The following is a 22,692-nucleotide window of genomic DNA, read 5'->3' as shown; positions in this document are numbered from 1 at the left end:
TGGAATGGGAGATACAACATAATAGGTATTATGTTGTTAGAGCCGGGAATCAAAGTGGACATGGCAGAATATGGCTTGTACAAATGCTGCTGAAAGGTGTAATATAAAAAAATAAGGAAATCTATAGATTTTGTTATGGACACAATTTTGGCTTTCATATTTTTTAATTAAGATATTTGTAAAGATTTCCGGTTGAAAGCCCATAAAACATGTGGTAAGATTGTTACAGCCGTCAGGATAGTGTATCATTTGACAACATAATACCTATTATGTTGTAGGCAGAAAGGGGTGTATTCAGTGGGCTGGTATGTACTACACTGCAAGTCTGGTCAGGAAGAAACTATTATCAGGTCCTGTAAACATCACTTATCGAAGCCGGCGCTTGATGATGCGTTTCAATTCTCTTACGAAAGAATGAAGAAATATCTGGGAGAGTGGCATGTAGATACCTATAGGATGTTTCCTGATTACGTATTTCTGCAGAGCAGCCGACCGGAATTACTGTTGAAAGAGCTGAAACAGTATCGGGATATCACCGATGTCCTTGCTCAGGAAGATATGCTGCTCCCTGTGCAGCCTGAAGAAGAGGCGATGATCCGGACACTTTGCGGAGAACGCCATCATATGGGCCTGTCAAGGGGATTGGTCCGGAACGGATCATTCAGGGCGGTAAATGGCCCGCTTGCAGGGAAGGAAGCTTTAATACGGAAATTAGATCTTCATAAACGAATTGCCGTTTTAAACCTGAAACCGGTGAAAGAGAATAAGGATATCTGGGCGGGAATTGAGATTCTGCCCGGAGAATAGGATAAGACAAAATTACGCAGTGTTCATAAAGCTAGTGGGGCATATGAAGACGAGGTAAGGACATAAGGAACAGTGGGTTCAGAGCGCTTTTTGCTGTGGAAATGGCGAAGCATACGTAAAAATAGGCTTTGAACTCAAAATCGGCAGTTTGGAAGGCCGGTACTGGCTTCTTTATGTTCCAAACACGCTCTAGCCCAGCGAAGGCGGGTCAGGAGATACTGGAAATGTGGTATGTAATTCAAACTATAACAGGGAAAGAACAGGAACTGGTGGAATTGGTGTACAAGATGCTGCCGAAAACTGTTTATAAAGAATGCTTTTTTCTAAAGCGCCAGCTTCTTAAGAGGCTGGGGGGAGAATGGCTGGAAGTGACGGAGACGTTGTTTCCAGCTTATGTATTTTTAGATTTAACGAATGCCGATGAGGTATTCTATGAATTAAAACGAATACCGGAATTTTCAAAGCTTCTGGGAGATAATCTGGGAGAATTTATTCCTCTGGAAGAGGAAGAACGGAAATTTTTGGAGCTGCTCTGCGCAAATGAATCGCCCGTCGATAATGCTGACAAAGGCGCAGGTTATTATCTGGTTAGGAATACGAAAGTGTATCTGGATGCTCAGGGAGAAATCGAGCGGCTGGACGGGCCGCTGGAATATTTTAAGGAAAAAATCATACGGCTGAATTTGAGAAAGCGGTATGCACTCATAGAAACAGCGATTCGCGGAGAGCAGCAAACCGCAATGCTGGGAATTAAGTTGGAGAAGGACTGAGGAGGTCCTTTTTTTATTTGACAGGAAAGTCTTCCTGTTAAGTAAAAACCGCCCTGCGGAAGGCTCGCAACTCTAAAGAGGGCTTGTTCACTAAGCTCGTTACACTCGCTAAGTGAGCCAATGCCTGCGGCGGTAGGGAATTATGTCGCTACAGCGGCCCGCCGCAGGCGGAGAATCCTGCGAACGGGATTCTTGTTTGGCTGGAAAGTGCGTCCTGTAAATGAGCCAATGCCTGTGCGCCAAAATATGGCCGCTAAAAGGCCGGGCTCTGGCACAAAGGCCTGCCTCGGCAGACTCGTTTATTGATCACGGTGACCTTTGCGCGGAGCGTGCAGGTTATCGTTTTTGGAAAAACATAAAAGAAAAGGCTCAGCTGAATTGAAGCTGAAATAAAAAGGAGGAAGCTGCGTATGCTGAAAGTTCCATTTTCACCGCCGGATATCACGGAGGAAGAAATCAATGAAGTTGTGGAGGCTCTGAAATCGGGGTGGATCACTACAGGACCAAAGACAAAAGAATTTGAGAAGCAGATTGCAGCATTTGTCCATGCGCCGAGAGCTGTGTGTTTAAATTCAGCTACAGCCTGTGCCGAACTGGCGCTTCATTTTCTGGGTATCGGGCCCGGGGATGAGGTGATAACAAGCGCCTATACATATTCGGCAAGCGCCAGTGTGGTCTGCCACGTCGGGGCGAAGCTTGTTCTGGTAGATACGGCTCCCGATTCTTATGAGATGGATTATGAGAAATTGGAAAAGGCTATCACGGATAAGACAAAGGTGATCATTCCGGTGGATATTGCAGGAGTCATGTGCGACTACCGGCGGATATTTGAGATTGTGGAGAGGAAGAAAGGTCTGTTTCATCCGTCCAATGAAATACAGGAAAAATTCGGCCGCGTGATTGTCCTGGATGACGCCGCCCATGCATTCGGAGCTTCCAGAGATGGAAAAATGTGCGGCGAAGTAGCCGATTTCACCAGCTTTTCCTTCCACGCCGTGAAAAACCTGACCACAGCAGAGGGCGGCGCGCTTGTCTGGCGGGAGATTCCGGGCATCGATAACGATTGGATTTATAACCAGTTTATGCTTCTGTCTCTTCACGGACAGAACAAAGATGCCCTGGCCAAGACAAAGCTGGGGGCCTGGGAATACGACATTGTAATGCCTGCCTATAAATGCAACATGACTGACATTATGGCAGGGATTGGATTGGCTCAGATGCGGAGATATCCGGGGATACTTGCGCGCAGGAAAGAGATACTTGAGAAATACAGAGAAGGACTGAGCGAGCTGCCGGTTGATATGCTTATGCATGACAAGGCAGAGAACGGCGAAGAGGTTCATTCCAGTTATCATCTTTGCCTGGTCCGTCTGAACGGAAAAGGACTCGAGTTCCGTAATCAGCTGATTATAGATATGGCTGAGGCCGGAGTGGCGGCCAATGTCCACTATAAGCCGCTGCCAATGCACACGGCCTATAAAAAGCTGGGGTTTGACATTAAGGATTATCCAAATGCATATCGGCAGTTTGAGAATGAGATTACGCTGCCGCTGCATACCTGCCTGACGGATGAGCAGGCGGAGGCTGTGATAGATACGTTTAAGGGATGTTATCGGAAATTGGAAAAAATGGATATGGATAGAGAAATAGGCGGATTGAAATAGCAGAGGGGGATTTAAAACAGCTAAATCAAGACGGTGAAAATGAAAAGGTTGTGAAAAAGGTTGAGGAGAAAAACATGCTTTGCAGATGGGAACAACTGCCTGGATTTATGCGTACGGAAGAAGTCAGGCCTTATTATGAGGTATTAAAAAAACATTGGTTCGGCCTGCTGGTAAAGCGAACTTTTGATTTTGTGATGTCGTCCGTCATGCTGATTATTTTATCGCCGGTATTCTTGACGCTGGCCATCTGGATCAAGCGGGACTCAGTAGGGCCGGTATTCTACCGCCAGGAACGGGTGACACAGTATGGACGAAGATTTCGGATTTACAAGTTTCGCACTATGGTTCAGAATGCAGACCAAATCGGAAGCCTGGTGACTGTAGGCGACGATTCCAGAATTACCAATGCCGGAAAAAAACTCAGAGGCTGCCGCCTGGACGAACTGCCTCAGCTTATCAATATCTGGAAGGGTGAGATGACATTTGTCGGAACCCGGCCCGAGGTTCCTAAGTATGTGAAACAGTATACAAAAGAGATGTATGCGACGCTGCTGCTGCCGGCGGGGGTGACCTCGGAGGCCAGTATTGAGTTTAAGGATGAAGATAAGCTCATTGCGGAGGGAATGGAAGAGGGATTGAGTGCAGATGAGGTTTATGTGGAGCGGGTGTTGCCGGGGAAGATGCGGTGGAACCTGAATATGATAAAAAACTTCTCTTTGTGTAAAGAAATGGAAACTTTAGTAAAGACAGTAAAAGAGGTTACGGAGTAATATGGGGGAAATATGAACTACAATTTTAGTGTTTTGATGTCCGTTTACATAAAAGAAAAGGAAGAGTATTTTAAACAATGTATGGAAAGTGTCTTAAACCAAACATTGATGCCCGATGAAATTGTAATTGTTGAGGATGGCCCTGTTACAGATGACTTGCAAAAAGTAATTAATGATTATCGAGAAAAATATCCTGCATTGATAAAAATAGTTCTTTTGAAAAAAAATCTGGGATTGGGATTAGCATTATCACATGGAGTAATCGCATGCCAGAATGAGTTGATTGCCAGAATGGACACGGATGATATCTGTGTGCCGGAACGATTTGAAACACAAATAAATATGTTTAGAAATAATCCCAAGTTAGATATTTGTGGAAGCCATATAAAAGAATTTGATTCAACACCGGAGCATGTCTTGTCAATAAGGCGAGTTCCTCTTGATGATAAGTCTATTAAAAGATACCAGAAGCGTCGAGATAGTTTTAACCATATGACAGTTATGTTTAAGAAAGAAGCGGTATTAAGAGCTGGAAACTACCGGCATGCATTACTCATGGAGGACAGCCTGCTCTGGGTAAATATGATGAAAAATGACGCAGTCTGTGCGAATATAGATGATTACCTTGTTTATGTTAGAACAGGAGAAGATATGTTTGAACGCAGGGGAGGATGGGATTATTTTAAAAAATATTATTCAGGCAGAAAAAAGATTTATTTAACAGGATATATATCTAGAGTTGATTATATCTACACGCTGGCAGTTCAATTTGTGGTTGCAGTTGTACCTAATGGCCTGCGTAAAATCATCTATGCCAAAATGTTAAGGGATTAGGTATCTCACAGAGAAAATGTAGACAATAAAATGATACTAAAAGTAGGTAGTAGGATAATATATGGAAGAGATGACAACTGAAAAAATTAAGAAATTACAGAAAATCAATCTTGATATGGCAAAATATTTTGTGGATTTTTGTAATAAAAATAGTCTGCTTTGTTATTTCTGCGGGGGAGGATGTATCGGAGCAGTTCGCCATCATGGTTTTATTCCTTGGGATGATGATCTAGACTTTTTTATGCCAAGAAACGATTATGAAAAATTGTTTTCTTTATGGAAGGAACATGCTGATACAGAACGATATTCTATTTTAAAACCGACGAAAGATTTTATTGATCATAATTTATTTATTACGGTTCGCGATAATTACACAACTATGATAAAACCGTACCAGGCTAGCATTGATATGCCGCATGGTGTTGCTCTAGATGTGTTTCCATTAGATGGGTATCCGAACAACAAAATAAGCCGAAAGCTCCAGTGCTTTTGGGCATTGATATATTCACTTTATTGTGCCCAAATGATTCCAGAAAATCATGGAAATTTAGTAAAGTATGCAGGAAAACTGGCACTTGGAATGATACCCTTTAAAAATGTAAGATATCACATATGGAATTATGCTGAAAAACAAATGAAAAAATATACTTGGGAGAAGTGTAGTGGAATAACAGAACTTTGCGCAGGGATAGGATACATGAAAAATTGGTATCCAAAAGCAGCATTTGAAAAAGCAGTATTTGCAGAGTTTGAGGATACAAAAATGCCAATTCCTGTGGGATATGATGTATATTTGAAAATTGCATTTGGAGATTATATGAAATTGCCACCGAAAGAAATGAGAATTCCACATCACGATGCTATTATGATAGATTTAGATAATAGTTTTGAAAATTATAGATGATTTTTAATACCTATAGTGTTAGATGTGTTTTATAAGGTTAAATATAACCATATACAAAAATTAGGGAGGAAAGTGTGGAAACCCACATCATGATACATGAATATTTGCTTTATTAATTATGATTACTCCATAAAAGGGGGAGCTCAGAGAGTTGCATACAATTTAATTAGAGAATTTGAAAAAGAGCATAAAGTGTTTTTTATAAGTGTTTTTTATAAAAATCATATACAAGCATATCCTATTTCTCGAAAGTCTGATTTTTGCGTTTTGGTAGATAAAAAAAGCAATTTTAGTAAGCATGCAACGGAGATTTTACATAAGACTAGGAAAGTATTAGTAGAGAATAAAATTGACGTGGTTATTGTGATGGGCATGGCGGTATCTATGACAGCGATAGTATCTTCTTTAGGATTATCTACAAAAACAATAATCTGCGAACATAGTAGTATTTATAACAAAATATATAACAATAAAGTAATGAAGCTTAATAGATTATTTGCATGCTTATTAGCAGATAAAATAGTTGTTCTTACGGACTCATGTCGGGCGGGGTATGAAAATAAATATTATGTCTCATCTAAAAGATTAGAAGTTATACCAAATTGGATTGAGGCGGAGTTATATCGCTCACCTCAATATAATTTGGAGAATAAAAGAATTATAACAGTTGGCAGGGCGGATCCTGTTAAAGGCTATGAAAAATTAATACAAGTTGCTCGAATAGTTCGGCCATTTTTAGACGGATGGAAATGGCATATTTGGGGAGATTTTACAGGAAAATATGGGACGGAAATAATTGAAAAAGTTAGGGAGGAAGACTTAGATAATTTTATATGTTTTATGGGAACAACGGAAAATATGTATGAAAAGTATAGAAATTATAGTTTATATGTAATGACATCTCTATATGAGGGATTGCCTATGGTACTTTTAGAGGCTAAAGCGAATAAATTACCTATTATTTCTTTTGATTGTTTAACAGGTCCCAGTGAAATAGTAAGGGATAAGATTGATGGAGAACTCATACCTAATGGAAATGCAAAAAAAATGGCACAGCGTATTATTTCATTAATTAAAAACCATGAAAAAATGATCCAATATTCAAATGAAGCCGATGGTAATTTGGATAAATTTTCATTGGAAACGATATTGCACCAATGGAATCAATTGTTATATTCTTTAACGTAGTAAATAGGAGATAGTAATGAAAGATAATACAGAAATTGATTTTATACATAAGCTGACCTTGGAATTATTAGATGAGTTTTCTAAGCTATGTGAAACCGCCGAGGTTGAATATTTTTTAAGTGGAGGCACATTGTTGGGAGCCGTACGGCATCAGGGCTTTATACCATGGGATGATGATGCAGATATCATGATGCTCAGAGATGACTACATGAGATTATTGAAAGTTCAAAAAAATTATTTGGATACGAGACAATATCAAATTTTATCAGTTAACGATAATACTTATCCGAGAGATTTTGCCAGATTTGTAAGAAAAGACTATTTTAAAACAGATGAATGTGTTGAAGATAATATCTGTCCTTATGTTGGAATTGATATTTTTCCTGTGGATTTTGTACCATCTAATAAAATTATTTTTGAACTTTTATATCAATTCCTATCTTTTTTTAAGCGATTAATGGGAGTATATGGTTCAAAAAAAAATACGGGTGTTACTGAAATAACAAGATTTCTTAGAAACATGTTTAGACCAGTAGTATCTTTAATAGGTGGCTATAGACTGGCTCGAGTTGTTCAGACAATTGAGTTGACAAGCAATCGATTGTGTAATAAAAGTGTAGCTGCACTATCAGGCATTAATGGAAGAAAAGAAAAATGGGAATATGAAGATTATTTACCTAAAATGAAGTTGAAATTTGAAGGACTTTATTTTAACTGTCCTCTTAATTATGATATTTATCTTAAAAATTTATATGGAGATTATATGAAAATTCCACCAGAAAATAAAAGAGTTACACATGGAATTTCGATACTGAAACGATAAATCACTGATTGTAGGGATATAAATTTAAAATGTTAAAAGAGAAAAAAGTTATAAAAAATTCTGTCTCGCTTTATATCATGACGTTTGTAAGAATGGTTTTTCCGCTTTTAACACTCCCCTATTTAACGAGAGTGTTAAGCTATGAAAGCTATGGAATGATGAATTATGTCAATGCAGTAATGACATATATTCGTTTGATTATTGATTTTGGCTTTCTTTTATCTACTACGGCAGAAATTGCCAGATATAGAGGAGATAAGAAGAAAATAGGATATATTTTGGGAAATGTAATGGCTGCCAAAATACTTCTGTCTATGGTTGCTCTTGCATTATTGTTATTATTGTGTTTATTTATCCCCATATTAAGGGAGAATTTTCAATATGTGATTTTTTCATTTATGAGTAACACATTATCCATTTTTTTGTTGGATTTTTTCTTTCAAGGTATAGAAGAAATGCATATTCTGACAATAAGATTCGTAATAATGCAGTCAGTTGCAACGGTTTTAACTTTTTTCCTTGTCCACGGGGATCAAGACCTTTTATTAATTCCAGTATTGAATCTTATTGCAACAGGAATTGCTGCCGGTATTTCGCTTGGTGAAATATTATTTAAATATAAAATAAAACTAAGGATTTCATGCAAAAGAGATATTTGGCATTCGTTAAAAAATGCTTTTGTCTTTTGGATATCTGATATTTCATCTACAGCATTTACGGCATTGAACACATTATTAATTGGAGCATTTTTGCCCGCAACAGAAGTGGCTTTATGGAGTATTTCTCTACAAATTATTATTGTATTACAACGATTATATTCCCCGATCTCAAATAGTATATATCCATATATGATTAGAGAACCAAAAATTAAATTTATTAAAAAAATACTAACGCTTTGCCTCCCTTTAGTATTTACAGGTTGTGTGGCGTTATGGTTTTTGGCAGATATTATTATGAATATTCTTGGTGGTGAAAAATATTTAGCAGCAGTACCGATATTACGAGCACTTTTACCATTGGCATTTATCAGTTTTCCAGCACTTCTTTTTGGCTGGCCAGTATTAGGAGCTATTGGAAAAGAAAAAGAAACTAGTATGACAACTGTTATTGCAGCTTTTGTTCAAGTAGTGTTGATTCTACTTTTGATTGCTACAGGGAAATTTACAATTATCAATATAGCTTGTTCTCGTGCTATTTCAGAAGGAATTTTGTTGGTTACGAGGCTAGGTATTACCTATAGATTTCGGACTTTGTTTAAAGATTGCTCTTAAAACACCAATGAAAATTAGAGGAAGATCATGAAAAAAATATATAAACTATGGACTGCCATGCAGTATTTTTCAATTATTTGTTCAGCCATATTTTTATTTTTATTTTTAGTTACCACAAATCAGTATCATTTTTTTTTAATAAGTATAATTGCACTTTGGGTGTCCAATTTATCATATTCTTTTTTGAACATTCATAGAAGAATCCTGTTTTTTTTCTTTCATATTACTTTTTTTGTTTTTATTTTAGGAAGACCATTGATTAGTTTCATTAGAGGAGAGGATTGGTTTAATTATTCTATAGAACATTATTATACCGGAGCAGATACATTTACAGCACTAGTCATAATTTTTTTGGCCTTGTTATTTTTGGAAATTGGTGCAATGGTTGGAAATCAGGTCTTATTAAAGCAGCATAAATATATGAAATTTGTAGATTCCGAATACAAAAGGATCTATTTGTATTCAGTGAGGGTTGTTTCGCAAATACTTTTTTTTATATCTATGATTTCTACATTGATGTTAGGATGGGAAAAAATTATTTTTATGCGTGGTCATACATATATTGATTACTATGTTTCATTTAAAAGTCAGTATCCGTATATTATTTACGTTATTTCTACATTTACTAAATTTAGCTTGTATTTTTATTTGGCCACATTGCCCTCTAAAAAACATACATTTGTACCGTTAGTATTATATATTTTATCTGCTGTTCCATCCCTTATTGTTGGAGAACGTAACCCCATTGTATTAAATACGATATTTGCTTTAATCTATTATGTTGTGCGTGATTATTATGGGAGTAAAGAAAAATGGATTGGCTATTTTGAAAAAATGCTAATGATTTGTTGCATTCCAACTGGTCTCATATTTCTTGGTATGATTAATTACTTGCGTGAAGGAATTTCAGATACTTTTTCAAGTGCTTCAGAGATCATTATAGACTTGGTATTTAAACAAGGAGTAACATTTTCTTGGCTTTGCAGTGGATTAGGAGCTTTGGATAAACTTCCGGATATTCAGTGGGTAAATTATACCTTTGGAGGAATTATAGACTATTTCCGATATGGAAGTATTGGGCAACTGGTTTCTGGAACATCAGGTCTTGGAACGGGAAATAATATTTTAAAAGCGACGCACGGAAATAGCATGGCGCATCATCTATCATATGTATTATTGCAAGAAGAGTATTTAGAAGGACACGGATGCGGTTCTTCTTTTTTATTGGAGGTTTACGCAGATTATAAATATATTGGAATTATAATTTTTAGTTGCATTTTAGGATTTTTTTTAATTTATGTAATTGAATTTTCAAGAAAAGGAATTATACAGTCTGTATTTTTTTTATCATGCATACATGGAATTTTATTTATGCCTAGAGCAGAAGCGATTGGGGGCATTAGTTTTCTAATGCATATGCCATTTTGGTGTACATTGATTGCCTGTTGGGCGGGAGCATTATTATTGACGAGAAGGTATTGTAAAAGAAAAATTGTTTTTGAAATAGGGTAGAAAAGAGGAAAATGATTATGAATATAGCATTAATTATTGCTGGCGGCAGTGGCCATCGTATGAATCAGGATATACCAAAACAGTTTATTAATGTATACGATAAGCCAATTTTGATCTATACATTGGAAGGGTTCCAGCGTCATCCAGAAATTGATGCAATAGAGGTAGTTTGTTTGGATGGCTGGCATGATATTTTATGGGCTTATGCGAAGCAGTTTAATGTTACGAAATTAAAATGGGTTGTTTCCGGAGGAAACAGTGGGCAGGAATCTATACGAAATGGTGTTTATAATCTGGAAGGAAAATGTTCAAAAGATGATGTTGTAATTATTCATGATGGTATTAGGCCAATGATTGATGACACAGTTTTGTCAGATGTGATTGTAAAATGTAAACAGTACGGTAATGCGGTCACCTCTCTACCCTATAATGAACAAATTTTTAGGGTAAAAGACGATAAATCAACAAATGAATATATTCCACGCGAGACACTTCGCCGGGTGTCAACGCCGCAAGCCTATAATTTTGGAAAACTGGATTGGGCTTATCATGAGGCATTTGAAAAAGAAATCGGTATCTACGGTTCCTCGTATACAAATACAATGATGGTTGACTTGGGAGAAACTTTGTATTTTGCAGCGGGTTCCGACCGTAATATCAAGCTGACAACAAAGGATGACTTAGAGATGTTTAAGGCATACCTTAAATTAGAAAAGGATACGTGGCTAAAATGATAAAATTTATTGATGATGTCAAATATGTAAAAGATTTAGACTTACCATGGGAAAAATTGCAGGATAAAACGGTATTGATTTCCGGCGCCAGCGGCATGATTGGAAATTTTTTAATTCATGTGTTACTGGAAAAACAAATTGGTATTAGAGTATTGGCAATGGGGAGAAAGGAAGAAGCTGCCCGGAAAGCATTTTCAGATTACTGGAATTCAGATTTTTTTTCTTTTATATCTCATGATATTAATCAGAGATTAGGTGAAGAAATCCTGAAAGCGGATTATGTAATTCATGCAGCAAGTAATACGCATCCTGTTTCTTATGCTACAGATCCTATAGGAACAATTACAACAAATGTGATAGGAACCCGTAATCTGTTGGAATATGCACGAAAAAAGTCCGATTGTCGATTCCTCTTTGCATCTAGTGTGGAAGTTTATGGTGAAAACAGGGGAGATACTGATTATTTTGAAGAATCTTATTGCGGTTATATAGATTGCAATACACTTCGTGCAGGTTATCCGGAGAGTAAACGGACGGGGGAAGCGCTTTGTCAGGCTTATAGAAAGCAGTATGGTATGGATATTGTGATGGCGCGCCTTTCACGAACATACGGTCCGACGATGCTTCAAACAGATACAAAAGCAATTTCCCAATTTATTAAAAAGGGAATTGAAGGGGAAGATATCGTTTTAAAAAGCGAAGGAACACAGCTTTATTCCTATAACTATGTGGCTGATTCGGTATCAGGGCTTTTGACGGTTCTTTTATGTGGAGAGTGCGGAAATGCCTATAATATTGCAGACAAAGGCTCTGATATTACGCTGAGAAATTTGGCAACGATGATTGCAGAAGTTGCAGGGACAAAAGTGGTATTTGAACTTCCAGATCAGACAGAACAAGTTGGTTATTCGAAAGCAACAAAGGCACTTTTAGATTCTTCCAAATTACAGAAATTGGGATGGAAAGCACATTGGGATATATATGAGGGGATAAAGCGTACAATGATAAGTTTGAAAGGTAATTAAGAGGTTATATAAAGTGAATGTGGCTTTGGAAAACTAGCAGATAAAATAATGATACATGTCAAGAGACTCAGTCTGAAACAGCCTTATACATTTGGCTATCTGTTACTGGATGGTCAGGAATTTGACCTCCAGCTCTCTGATAACGAAACATCATGCACCATTCAAGCTGGGAATCTTTCTAAAGAAGCTCTGGAAGAAGCCTCACTGCAGCTTTTCAATTAAAAAATAAGGGCATCGTATAATCACCAAATAAATGATTGTACGATACCCTTTTTCAGTTTCACATATCTCATCCCAGCAGAACAAGATCTTACCATTCACCTAATCACATCTGATTTTCAATTCATCCATTATCCTCACTGCCCTGCAACCAAATCATCCAACGACCCAAAATGATACCCCATTTCCTCCCACTTCGTCAGCAGTTCATCCAGAATCTGCCCGTTTGTTTTGGAGGTGCTATGTAAGAGAACGACTGCGCCCGGATGGATGCGTCCGAGCAGCTTCTTAAAGGCCTCTTCTTTTGTCGGCTGCTTATCTTCATACCAGTCCACGTAGGCAAGGCTCCAGAAGAAGGTCTTATATCCCATATCACTGGCCATCTTCAGGTTGCTTTCACTGTACTTGCCCTGGGGCGGCCGGTAATATTTTTTCATGGGCTGGCCGGTGGTCTGCTCATAAAGGGTTTCCAGATCAGTCAGTTCTTTTTCAAATAAATCTTTTGTGGAAAGTTTGGACATGTCCGGATGGTGGAAGGTATGGTTTCCGACATTATGGCCTTCCGCAACCATCCGTTTTACGAGATCGGGGCTGGTCTGAAGATAATTCCCGACCAGGAAAAAGGTGGCCTGGGCATTGTGTTTTTTTAATGCATCCAGGATTGCGGCAGTATTGCCGTTTTCAAACCCTGCGTCAAAGGTCAGGTAAATCACCTTATCCTGCGTATTCTGGACATAGTAGGCATTGTATTGTTTGAGGTAATCGGCGGTTGCGTTTCCGATGGGGGCCTGCCCCTCGGTCTGGAAACTCAGGCCCCAGTTGCCGTCGGCGGAAGCGGTGATGACGTCTCCTACCTCTTTGGCCGGGGAGCTGCGGTGGGATTCCACAGCCAGATTGGCAGAACGGTGAGGCTCCACGGTCTGGGCAGCCGCCCGGCCGATGAAGAAGGAGAGGGCAAAAATGGCTGCGGTCGGCAGTACTTTTCCTGTTAAAACTTTTCTTGTCAAAACGTTTTTTGTTAAAAGATTTCGAGGTATCTTTCCAGCCGTAATTTTGGGAAAATGGCTTTTCAGCGGGTGATTGCCGACGTGAGGCAGCCGGGAGCGGATGTCTGGGGTCCGGAGCCTTTTGCCTTTGAATTTGAGAAGCTTTTTCATAGAGATACAAAAGTCCATTTCAGAAATGTTTATTAAAATATATCGGAAAGAGGGATGTATCATTCCTTATTTCTGCTTCTGTATTCTTTTGGTGAACATTTATAATAGCGTTTGAATATCCGGGAGAAATTGCCGGGGCTGTCAAAGCCGCACCCGCCTGCGATAGCGGTAATGTTTTTGCCCGGTTCCCGAAGCAGCAGGGAAGCGCTTTGGTTCACTCTGTATTTGAGCAGGTATTGAATTGGCGATACCTGTATCATCCGGCTGAAACAACGCAGGCATTCTCTTTCGCCGATATCGGCGGCTTCTGCAATTTGGGACAGCTTCAGCGGCTCGCTGTAATGGCAGTGGATATAATCCAGCATTCTGCGCAGACGCTCTGCGTCTGGAGAAGGAGCCGGGCAGTCATCACCGGTTTCAGGTCCGAACCGGAGGCAGAGGGCATAGCACAGTTTGGAGAGAGCTTCCCTCAATGTAAATTCATATCCCGGAAGATCTTCCGCGAGAGCGTGAAACGCCGCCGTAAACAGGTTTTCAAACATCTCCGGTTCGGGGAACAGACAATTAAGACTGCATCCGTCAAAGGAGGGACAGCGGACCAGCGGGCCGATATATTTTTCCGCAAAGACGGAGCCCTCCCAGCCGGTTATCAGCAGAGGGCTGAATACGATTGAATGAAGCTCGCATAACGGTTCTGCCACGGCATAATGCAGGACATTCGAATTGACGATAAATCCATCTCCCGGAGTCAGGTGGAAGGTTTTTTCGGGCAGCTTTAATTTCAGATTTCCGGACTTTATATAAAGTATTTCTAACTCCGGATGCCAGTGCCACGGTATGATATCATCCTCACTGTCCCTGTAGCAGGAAGAATAACCGGCACAGGGAAAATCGATAGTACCGTGCGGCTTCAGTTCTTTATTGTCACGGCTCAGATTAAGACCGCATTTTTTCAGTCCCATTCAGACCTCCTTTTTTGGAATTACAATCTTACTGTTCGCGGAACAGCGTTTTTCAGCAGGGCCGAGAATAGTAATGCTAAAATCAGTCGGTATTTTTATATTATATGTCCGGATTTATGTAGAATCAAGTGAAAAAAGTCGGTATTCTTATAACATAGCTTTATAGCGTTACTGTTCACACCCCGCCAAAAAGCGGCGCGCCGTGTAACTCGGGATTTTCGTGCAGAATACGCACGAAAACGCCTCGCGGAACACAACCGTGTGAACAGTAACTTTATAGCTGCTGTTCACATCATGCCGGGAAGGAGCGTGGTGTGAAAAAATATGCGAATACTCCGGGAGGACAATATGTTTCAATTATTACTCATTATCATTTACCTTGCGTTTATCAGCCTCGGACTGCCGGATTCACTGCTTGGTTCGGCATGGCCGTCCATGTACGGTGAGTTAAATGTGGCGGTATCCTATGCTGGGGTTATCAGCATGATTATCGCGGGAGGCACCATTGTGTCGAGTCTGTTCAGCGATAAACTGATCAGGAAATTCGGAACTGGTTTCGTGACGGTGGTGAGCGCCTCGATGACGGCAGCGGCCCTTTTTGGTTTTTCCGCGTCACATTCCTTTGCAGAGCTTTGTTTATGGGGGATACCCTATGGACTAGGAGCGGGGAGCGTGGACGCCGCTCTGAATAATTTCGTAGCCCTTCATTATAAATCACGTCATATGAGCTGGCTCCACTGTTTTTGGGGGATTGGCGCGACAACCGGGCCTTATATCATGGGCTTATGCCTGGCAGGAGGAAAGAGATGGAATTCAGGTTATCAGGCCGTCGGAGTGATTCAGGTTGTTCTTGTCATCATTCTGCTTCTGTCCCTTTCACTGTGGAGAACCGGAAATGGCAGCGATGGAAATACAGAGCAGGAATATGAAGAAATCAGTCTGAAATCGGCCCTGAAGCTGCCCGGAGCCAAAGCCATCCTTACGGCCTTTTTCTGTTACTGCGCCCTTGAAGCCACGACCGGGCTGTGGGCCGGCAGCTATATGGTTCTGCATAAAGGAATCGGCGCCGGCACGGCGGCAAAGTGGGCCTCCCTGTTCTATCTGGGAATTACAATCGGCCGTTTTGTCTGCGGTTTTATCACCGACCGGATTGGCGATAAAAATATGGTACGCCTGGGACAGTTTTTTGCAGCCTCCGGTGTGTTGTTATTCCTGCTTCCGATGGGGAATGCGGCGACGCTTGCCGGTTTAATCCTGACCGGAGCCGGCTGCGCACCGATCTATCCCAGCCTTCTTCACGCGACTCCGGAGAACTTCGGTGCGAAATATTCACAGTCGGTCATGGGGATGCAGATGGCCTGCGCCTATGTGGGGACCACACTCATGCCTCCCCTCTTCGGCTTTGTGTCGGAGCGGGCCGGTATCGGACTTTATCCGTTCTACCTGCTGCTGTTTGTCGCAGGGATGTTCACGATGACAGAGAGGATGAACCGGCTGGGCGCCCGCGGCCTAAGCAGAGGACAGGTAAAATCATCCGACGGAGTACAGCAGGGGTGATCCGTTGCTCTTAATCCGTAACAGTTCAGCCATGATGTATTCCGCGAGGCGTTTTCACAGGTTTTCGTGAAAATCTCGAGTATATCTTCGTGAAACGGCGTTTTTTCCTATATAATCTTAATCTATATAATTCAGACGCCGGAAGCTGCCTTCCGAAAATGTGTATTCAGGTGTGGAGAAGGGATAGGAAACTTCCTTTTGGTAATACCAGGGGTCATTGTCATGAAGCGGATTTTTAAGGACATAAAACTGCTGGGCCGGCATATAACTCTGGGCCAGCAGGAAGGCTTTTTCTCTCTCTGCATTCTCGCAGACGTCGGCCACCATCACAACGTGGCCGGGACTTCCGGCTTTCAGGAAAATATCCCCGATCCGGATATCGTTTATATCGGCGGGGGCGGATTCCCCCTCCATCGACAAGGTGCTGGAATAGGCGAAGGTAATGTAGAGATAATCTTCAAAGGCCTCATAGGCGTCATTGTATGAAGCCGAATTCTGCCATTTTACCGTGCTGCCGTCGAATTTTACGCGTCCCCCGTCCCGGTATGTGGGATAATCAAACAGAAACCCGCTGACAAAATGAAAACGGATCTTATCATATTGTCCGGTGTGCCAGTAATATTCGGCATACATGCGCATAACGGAGTCGGCACACTGCTGAAGATCGGCAGATGAAATGACCGGAAGGGAGAATGTGGCGATCCCCACATCCTGCCGTGATTTCAAACGGCCGTCATAAAGCAGAATCGGAGAACCGTCCGGTTCCATCGGATAATTCCTGACATACCAGTCAAAGCTGCCGTCTTCTGATACCGTCCTGGCATACCCCCCGGGTGTCTGTATCCGCTCCTGAAGAGAAACGCCGTCAGGAGTGATGAGAGAGAAGCCGTCTTTGTTTTCCACGCTCTGGCCGGAACCGGAATTTATACCGGGAGAGGGGGAAGTTACTGTTACAGGTCCTTCCGGGGCTTTATTCACAGCCGCAGCGGAACGGGAATAAGCTTCATCCTGCTGCACTGATTCTGCGCTGCAGCCTGATAAGGCGAATAAGGAAAATGCAAGGCTTGAATAAATTGCCGCTTTTCGAAATAAAGAGAGTCTCATATGTTACTATTCACGGCCCATATTCTGCGAGGTGTTTTCGTGTATATTATGTACGAAAATCCCGAGTTACACGGTGCGACGCAATGAAAAGTGAACTTTTCACCACAAGCAACTGCGTTTTTTGCAGTTTCTGTGCAGGGCTTTCCTTTCTGAATTTACTATTGCATATATGATAATATAAATGATATAATTTCAGTGTAACCGGAAAGAAAGAGGAAGTCAATTTACAAAATAAAATTAATAAATTAGTAAAAATACCGTTACAAATAGAATTCTCAAACGTTTAACAGATATGGGATGAATAATCACCCTGCCTATCCTACCTGGCTCCGGTCCCTCAACCGGAGCCCTTTGTATTGATGGCGGTGACCTGTGCGCGGAGCATGCAGTTATCGTTTCCTCATTAGCCGCAGGAGTGCTTGTCAGCATAGATATCGATAGCCTTTGAAGTAAAATCAGCAGTTCCCCTGCCTCCTTTTTTGTCAATACTCTCAGTGAATCCGCCGCCGCCCCCATACATCCTCCCAAGAGATTGAAGCAGTTCCGGCGTGCAGGAATAAAAATTTTCCGTGATAAATTGCATGAGTTGTTCGACCAGGCTCTGGGCTTCATCAGAATCCGGGAGAATGGACAAGGCATTAAGCCTGCCGAATTCACTGAATAATTCCATGAAAGACTGGTTTATGGACGTACAGTCTTCTTCGCTTCTATTCTTCATTTTTTCCTCATATTCACGATAAGCAGCGGATTTTCCCCAGGCAGTTTTGGCCTGTGCCGCATATTCATCTATTTTCTTCGCATCAAATGCAGAAAAATCAAGATTTTTAACTCCCGTCATACGGATACCCCTGGTCAGGTCAATCAGGTTTTCCAGATGCTCCTTTTGAAGCAGAAGCAGGTTCAGCTGCTGCTCCAGGGCCAGATTGCGGTCGAAGTCAGGACTATCGAGAATCTGTTTTATTTTTTTGAGGGGAAAGCGCAGTTCTTTAAACAGCAGGATATGCTGCAGGCGTTCCAGCGAAGCTTCATCATACAGGCGGTATCCGGATTCAGTGACCCGGGCCGGTTTTAACAGTCCGATTGAATCGTAATAGTGCAGTGTGCGTGGGCTGACACCGGTTATTCTGCTTACTTCCTTTATCGTGTTCATAGCATGCCTCCTTTTATCTTGATTACACTGGTTTCGAAGGGGCCCATCCAGTGCTCTTAATATAGGATAAACTATGACGCTGGGTGAGAGTCAAGCAGATTGACAACAAAACGGGAATAAATTTAGACTTGAACAATGGTATATTTTATAGTATTATAAAGTATAAAGAAGCTGAAATAAAAATAACGGTAAATGAATAAGAACAGGAGATGAGAAATGGCAGCCATAGATTTAATCGTACTGGGAATGATTAAGGCGCAGCCTCAGAGCGCCTATGAATTGCAGAAGAACGTGGAGTACCGGAATATTTCCAAATGGGTAAAGGTCAGCACTCCGTCCATTTACAAAAAAGTTGTGCAAATGGAGGAAAAAGGCTATATCAGAGGGAAGACCGTTAAAGAGGGAAAGATGCCGGAAAAGACGGTTTATCAGATCACAGAGACAGGAGAAGAGTTTTTTCTGAAGCTGATGGAGGAGACGGCCCGGCAGCCAATCCGGCTTTTTCTGGACTTTAATGCAGTCATCATGAGCCTCAATCTCGTTTCTGAGCAGGAACGCAGAGAGCTGACCGGGCGCATGGAACAGGAAATTGAGGTCATGCAAAAAACCGTTGCGGACAAGCAGGCGGAGAGAACGAATGTGCCGCTGACCGGAAGGTCAATACTGGAGCAGCAGTATCTGCTGTTCGATGCACTTGCCAAATGGATGAAGGGATTCCGGGAGGAATATCTGGAGGAGGAGAAATAATTACTGTAGATAAAGGTGATTTTTAAACACAAAGGAGGAACATGATGTTCGAATCGAGATGCGGAGTTTGTTGTGAGAGTTGTGAAAGAAGAGAGAAGGTACATTGTAAGGGCTGTATTAATATGGAAAAAACCTTCTGGGGCGGAGTCTGTGAAGTGAAAGTCTGCAGCGAGGGAAAGGAACTGAACCACTGCGGCGAATGTCCCGATTTTCCATGTACGATGCTGGCTGAGATGGGAAAAGATCAGGGGTATGACCCGGAACCCCGCCTGACACAGTGCAGAAAATGGGCAGAGGAAGGACATGTTTAAAATAGGCGAATTCTCCAAATTGACCCAGGTATCAATCAGGATGCTCCGGTATTATGACGAGACAGGACTGCTGAAACCGGCTCAAACCGATGCCTGGACCGGTTACAGAATGTATTCGTCGGCGCAGATTCCCATACTGAATAAAATTATTTATCTCCGGGACAGCGGTTTTAATGTTGCCGAAATTGCCGCGGCCTTAGACAATGCAGACGATACTGCCATTGCAGGTCTGCTTTCCCGAAAATATACGGAAATTGAGCAGTCTATACGGGCGGAGCAGGAAAAACTAAAGAAAATCGAGCTGGCAAAATGTGAAATCCTGAAGGGCAGGAAAAACGGAATGCATTATAATGTCTCGATAAAATCCATCCCTGCCTGTCACGTTCTTTCCCTGAGGAAAATCATACCGGACTATTATGCAGAAGGTGATATGTGGCAGGAAATGAGCAGATATGCCGCAAAACATCAGATACCCGTATCAGGTGTAACTTTTTCGATTTACCATGACACGGAGTATAAAGAAAAGGACGTTGATGTTGAACTGTGCGCCGCCGTCAGAACGGCGGGGGAAAATACGGAAGGTTTTACGTACCGTATAACAGAACCTGTGCCGTTTATGGCCTCCACAATGGTTTACGGGGCATTTTCTAATATTGCAGGAGCTTATCTGTCTTTTGCCGGGTGGCTTCAGGAGGACGGCAGATACAGGATGAGCGGTCCGAACAGACAGATTGTCCACCGGGGGCCCTGGAATGAGGCAGAGCCGGAGAATTATCTGGTGGAAATACAGATTCCGATAGAGAAGATTTAAGGCGACTGTTTACGGGCTTCGTTTTCAGCAGGGCCGTGAACAGGAATGCTTTAAGGCATGCCTTGACTCTCACACGGTGTCAGGGCCTACACTGGATTTACAACAAATAAATGGAGGGAATAATATGACAACCTGCAATGTAAATCCTATCGGAACAATCTGTAACAATGACAATGGAGCCTGGATTGAAATCCTGCCGGAATACCGTCCGGCTCTGCAGGCTCTGGACGGATTCAGCCACATCAATGTGATCTGGTGGTTCAGTGAATGCGATAACGAAGCGGCAAGGGCAATTTTGGAAGCAGAGCAGCCTTATAAGAACGCCCCCGGGATAATGGGGATATTTGCAACCAGATCCCCTGTCCGCCCCAATCCGCTTGCACTGACTGCGGCAGAGGTACTGCAGTTGGATTTGAAAAACGGTATTATAAGAATTGACTATACCGATGCCAACGATGGAACGCCCGTGCTGGATATCAAGCCATATACGCCCAGCATGGACAGGGTGGAGTCTCCGAAGGTGCCGGAATGGTGCGGGCACTGGCCAAAGAGCAGGGAAGAATCTGCGGACTTTGCGTGGGAGAATGAATTTAATTTTTAGCCGGAACATACCGTTCTTGACAGGCGACAGAAAAACAGATAGTATGAAAACAGCAAAGATAAAAACACAGCCCCGGTAGGTAGTCCGGGCGCAGCAGACAATATTCGTGAAACTGCTGTCAGTAACCCTCCTCCTTGGTCGTCCGTTCTTTGTTCATTACATTTTAAGGAGGAATTGTTATGGACAAAGTATCGGTAACCATGCGAGTGCTTTTCGAGGATCCGTTCTGGATTGGTGTTCTGGAACGAGTCACGGAGAATGGATTGTCCGTGTGCAAGTTTCCGTTCGGTGCAGAGCCGAAGGATTATGAAGTGTACGGATTTCTGATGGAAAATTACTACAGGTTACGGTTCAGTCCGGCTGTGGAATTTTCTCTGAGAGAGATGCGGCGCAGCCCGAAGAGAAGGCAGAAAGAGGCCGGAAGGCAGACGGCTGCCGTCGGTATCGGGACAAAATCACAGCAGGCGCTGCAGATGCAGAGGGAAGCGGTGAAAACAGAACGCAGGATTATCAGCCGGGAACAGAAGGAGGCTGAAGAGCAGCGTCAGTTTGAACTCAAACAGCAGAAAAAGAAAGAGAAGCACAGGGGCAGATAGCCCTTGTACTTCTCTTTCTTTTTCTGAAAGCCGGGGGGATAAAATGCTTTCAGAAATCTATCTGAATTTGAATTATTGTTAGTCGAAGCCAACGACATTGTGCGCGCTGTTTTTAATCATTGGCTCCATTTGATTGATACGATAATCATACCGGATATTTGTGTCCAATGTTTGACCAATGTATAAAAAGTATCTAAAGCATTCTTACGAAAAATAGAATATTTATACACACTTTTTATACGTGGTCCGCTATTACTGCCCGCGATACTCGCAGAGCTGTGTTCAGCAATATTCCGCTGCGTCCACCGCATTTATCACGGCAGCTCTCAGTCCGCCGCGTTCCAGTGCGGCTACGCCTCTGATTGTGGTGCCGCCGGGAGAGCAGACGGCATCTTTCATAGCCCCCGGATGCGCGCCCGTTTTGAGCTGGAGCTTTCCGGTTCCTGCTATCATCTGGGCGGCCAGGCTGTATGCGGTGTCTCTCGTGAGCCCGTGCATGACGGCGGCATCGGCGAGAGCTTCCAGAAACATGCTGGCGAAGGCGGGGCCGCAGCCGCTGACGGTACCGGCAATGGAAAGCTGATTTGTATCGACAAACTGCATCAGCGCAATTTTGGAAAATATGTTTTCTACCAGAGCAAGTTCACTGTCAGACAGGGAATGGCGGTTCTCGCAGATAAAAATACCTTCTCCGACCGATACGGGAGTATTGGGGATGGTACTGATATGATGTGTGCCCGGCAGCAGGATCTCTTCAAATTTTTCAAATGGATAGCCGGCGGCCACGGATATAACGATTTTATCTTTCAGGATGCTTTTAACAGTTGACGTCACATCCGCCATCATATAAGGCTTGACGGCCAGGATAACGATATCCGAATTTACCGCTGTTTCTGCTGCGTCCCTGCATGGAATAATCCCGCGTTTTTTTGTATTACGGCAGAGCTTCTCCCAGTTTGCGGCGCAGGCGAAGATATTTTCAGCGGCAGCCGCATTTTTAGATAAAAGCCCGTCCGCTATGGCCTGGGCCATATTGCCGAAACCGATAAAACCAATCTTTGTATTGTCAGACATATAGAATACCTCTTTCCTTTTCTATCTTTGTATTTTCAGTTGCTAGAGCCTGTTTGAAAATTCATTTCCGCCATCTGCACGCCCCACTTCGCGGCATATTT

At 42.1% G+C, this 22,692-nt stretch carries 25 protein-coding genes; 19 read left to right on the top strand and 6 right to left on the bottom strand.

What is annotated here, in order from left to right:
* Nucleotides 1-288 precede the first annotated feature (288 nt).
* The 13 genes from CLOSYM_RS20425 (at nt 289) to CLOSYM_RS22840 (ending at nt 12,524) form a co-directional block, all read left to right on the top strand.
* The gene (locus CLOSYM_RS20425; RefSeq protein WP_003502437.1) at nt 289-807 is read left to right on the top strand and encodes a transcription termination/antitermination NusG family protein; all 519 of its coding nucleotides are present in this window, start codon (nt 289-291) and stop codon (nt 805-807) included.
* A gap of 224 nt (nt 808-1,031) precedes the next feature.
* Nucleotides 1,032-1,577: a transcription termination/antitermination NusG family protein gene (locus CLOSYM_RS20420; RefSeq protein ID WP_003508518.1), complete on the top strand. Its 546-nt coding sequence runs from the start codon at nt 1,032-1,034 to the stop codon at nt 1,575-1,577.
* Nucleotides 1,578-1,987: 410 nt separating this feature from the next.
* Nucleotides 1,988-3,241, top strand: a complete 1,254-nt coding sequence (locus tag CLOSYM_RS20415; protein WP_021643627.1) for a DegT/DnrJ/EryC1/StrS family aminotransferase — start codon at nt 1,988-1,990, stop codon at nt 3,239-3,241.
* Nucleotides 3,242-3,315: 74 nt separating this feature from the next.
* Entirely contained in the window at nt 3,316-4,011 is a 696-nt protein-coding gene (locus CLOSYM_RS20410; RefSeq protein ID WP_044903031.1) for a sugar transferase, read from the top strand.
* A 12-nt stretch (nt 4,012-4,023) separates the two neighbouring features.
* Nucleotides 4,024-4,845, top strand: coding sequence for a glycosyltransferase (locus CLOSYM_RS20405; protein ID WP_021643625.1), 822 nt, complete (start codon nt 4,024-4,026; stop codon nt 4,843-4,845).
* A 61-nt stretch (nt 4,846-4,906) separates the two neighbouring features.
* Entirely contained in the window at nt 4,907-5,749 is an 843-nt protein-coding gene (locus CLOSYM_RS20400) for a LicD family protein (protein ID WP_021643624.1), read from the top strand.
* A 96-nt stretch (nt 5,750-5,845) separates the two neighbouring features.
* The gene (locus CLOSYM_RS20395) at nt 5,846-6,937 is read left to right on the top strand and encodes a glycosyltransferase family 4 protein (RefSeq protein WP_021643623.1); all 1,092 of its coding nucleotides are present in this window, start codon (nt 5,846-5,848) and stop codon (nt 6,935-6,937) included.
* A gap of 16 nt (nt 6,938-6,953) precedes the next feature.
* Nucleotides 6,954-7,760 (top strand): LicD family protein, encoded by an 807-nt coding sequence (locus tag CLOSYM_RS20390; RefSeq protein ID WP_021643622.1) that lies wholly within the window; start codon nt 6,954-6,956, stop codon nt 7,758-7,760.
* 29 nt (nt 7,761-7,789) lie between these two features.
* A complete protein-coding gene (locus CLOSYM_RS20385; protein WP_021643621.1) occupies nt 7,790-9,031 on the top strand; it encodes an oligosaccharide flippase family protein in 1,242 nt (413 codons plus the stop codon).
* Between the two features lie 27 nt (nt 9,032-9,058).
* Nucleotides 9,059-10,543, top strand: a complete 1,485-nt coding sequence (locus tag CLOSYM_RS20380; RefSeq protein ID WP_021643620.1) for an O-antigen polysaccharide polymerase Wzy family protein — start codon at nt 9,059-9,061, stop codon at nt 10,541-10,543.
* A gap of 17 nt (nt 10,544-10,560) precedes the next feature.
* Nucleotides 10,561-11,277, top strand: a complete 717-nt coding sequence (locus CLOSYM_RS20375) for an IspD/TarI family cytidylyltransferase (protein ID WP_044903029.1) — start codon at nt 10,561-10,563, stop codon at nt 11,275-11,277.
* Entirely contained in the window at nt 11,274-12,302 is a 1,029-nt protein-coding gene (locus CLOSYM_RS20370) for an NAD-dependent epimerase/dehydratase family protein (protein ID WP_021643618.1), read from the top strand. The genes CLOSYM_RS20375 and CLOSYM_RS20370 overlap by 4 nt, the downstream gene beginning before the upstream one ends.
* 48 nt (nt 12,303-12,350) lie before the next feature.
* Nucleotides 12,351-12,524, top strand: coding sequence for a hypothetical protein (locus CLOSYM_RS22840; RefSeq protein ID WP_021643617.1), 174 nt, complete (start codon nt 12,351-12,353; stop codon nt 12,522-12,524).
* A 134-nt stretch (nt 12,525-12,658) separates the two neighbouring features.
* Here the strand turns inward: CLOSYM_RS22840 and CLOSYM_RS20365 are convergent, their stop codons facing one another.
* Together CLOSYM_RS20365 and CLOSYM_RS20360 are read right to left on the bottom strand one after the other, a co-directional pair.
* Nucleotides 12,659-13,414 (bottom strand): polysaccharide deacetylase family protein, encoded by a 756-nt coding sequence (locus CLOSYM_RS20365; protein WP_416390482.1) that lies wholly within the window; start codon nt 13,412-13,414, stop codon nt 12,659-12,661.
* A gap of 323 nt (nt 13,415-13,737) precedes the next feature.
* Nucleotides 13,738-14,640: an AraC family transcriptional regulator gene (locus CLOSYM_RS20360; protein WP_021643615.1), complete on the bottom strand. Its 903-nt coding sequence runs from the start codon at nt 14,638-14,640 to the stop codon at nt 13,738-13,740.
* A 348-nt stretch (nt 14,641-14,988) separates the two neighbouring features.
* Between CLOSYM_RS20360 and CLOSYM_RS20355 the strand changes: the two genes are divergently transcribed.
* Entirely contained in the window at nt 14,989-16,197 is a 1,209-nt protein-coding gene (locus CLOSYM_RS20355) for an MFS transporter (RefSeq protein ID WP_044903027.1), read from the top strand.
* Nucleotides 16,198-16,314: 117 nt separating this feature from the next.
* Here the strand turns inward: CLOSYM_RS20355 and CLOSYM_RS20350 are convergent, their stop codons facing one another.
* Nucleotides 16,315-17,214 (bottom strand): DUF4846 domain-containing protein, encoded by a 900-nt coding sequence (locus tag CLOSYM_RS20350; RefSeq protein ID WP_242828715.1) that lies wholly within the window; start codon nt 17,212-17,214, stop codon nt 16,315-16,317.
* A gap of 490 nt (nt 17,215-17,704) precedes the next feature.
* The gene (locus tag CLOSYM_RS20345) at nt 17,705-18,451 is read right to left on the bottom strand and encodes a MerR family transcriptional regulator (protein WP_021643611.1); all 747 of its coding nucleotides are present in this window, start codon (nt 18,449-18,451) and stop codon (nt 17,705-17,707) included.
* 216 nt (nt 18,452-18,667) lie between these two features.
* On the opposite strand from CLOSYM_RS20345, the gene CLOSYM_RS20340 reads away from it, so the two are divergent.
* The 5 genes from CLOSYM_RS20340 (at nt 18,668) to CLOSYM_RS20320 (ending at nt 21,517) form a co-directional block, all read left to right on the top strand.
* Nucleotides 18,668-19,198, top strand: a complete 531-nt coding sequence (locus CLOSYM_RS20340) for a PadR family transcriptional regulator (protein WP_003508549.1) — start codon at nt 18,668-18,670, stop codon at nt 19,196-19,198.
* Between the two features lie 44 nt (nt 19,199-19,242).
* Entirely contained in the window at nt 19,243-19,509 is a 267-nt protein-coding gene (locus tag CLOSYM_RS20335; RefSeq protein ID WP_044903026.1) for a DUF3795 domain-containing protein, read from the top strand.
* Nucleotides 19,502-20,320, top strand: a complete 819-nt coding sequence (locus CLOSYM_RS20330) for a MerR family transcriptional regulator (protein ID WP_021643609.1) — start codon at nt 19,502-19,504, stop codon at nt 20,318-20,320. The genes CLOSYM_RS20335 and CLOSYM_RS20330 overlap by 8 nt, the downstream gene beginning before the upstream one ends.
* A 124-nt stretch (nt 20,321-20,444) precedes the next feature.
* A complete protein-coding gene (locus CLOSYM_RS20325) occupies nt 20,445-20,921 on the top strand; it encodes an SAM-dependent methyltransferase (RefSeq protein ID WP_021643608.1) in 477 nt (158 codons plus the stop codon).
* A 179-nt stretch (nt 20,922-21,100) separates the two neighbouring features.
* Complete coding sequence (locus CLOSYM_RS20320) at nt 21,101-21,517, top strand: YjdF family protein (RefSeq protein WP_021643607.1); 417 nt, start codon at nt 21,101-21,103, stop codon at nt 21,515-21,517.
* A 282-nt stretch (nt 21,518-21,799) separates the two neighbouring features.
* Here CLOSYM_RS20320 and proC read toward each other — a convergent pair whose 3' ends face one another.
* Together proC and CLOSYM_RS24305 are read right to left on the bottom strand one after the other, a co-directional pair.
* Nucleotides 21,800-22,591 carry a pyrroline-5-carboxylate reductase gene (gene proC / locus CLOSYM_RS20315; RefSeq protein ID WP_021643606.1) on the bottom strand — a complete coding sequence of 264 codons (792 nt, stop codon included), beginning with the start codon at nt 22,589-22,591 and terminating at the stop codon, nt 21,800-21,802.
* A 35-nt stretch (nt 22,592-22,626) separates the two neighbouring features.
* Nucleotides 22,627-22,692, bottom strand: a 66-nt coding sequence (locus CLOSYM_RS24305) for a DUF6783 domain-containing protein (protein WP_416985405.1), incomplete at its 5' end; no start/stop codon positions are given.

Origin of the sequence: [Clostridium] symbiosum ATCC 14940, from assembly GCF_000466485.1 — a bacterium.
GTDB classification, from domain to species: Bacteria; Bacillota; Clostridia; order Lachnospirales; family Lachnospiraceae; genus Otoolea; species Otoolea symbiosa.
The sequence above is the reverse complement of the archived record's forward strand: the minus strand, read 5'-3'. Positions and strand labels throughout refer to the sequence as shown.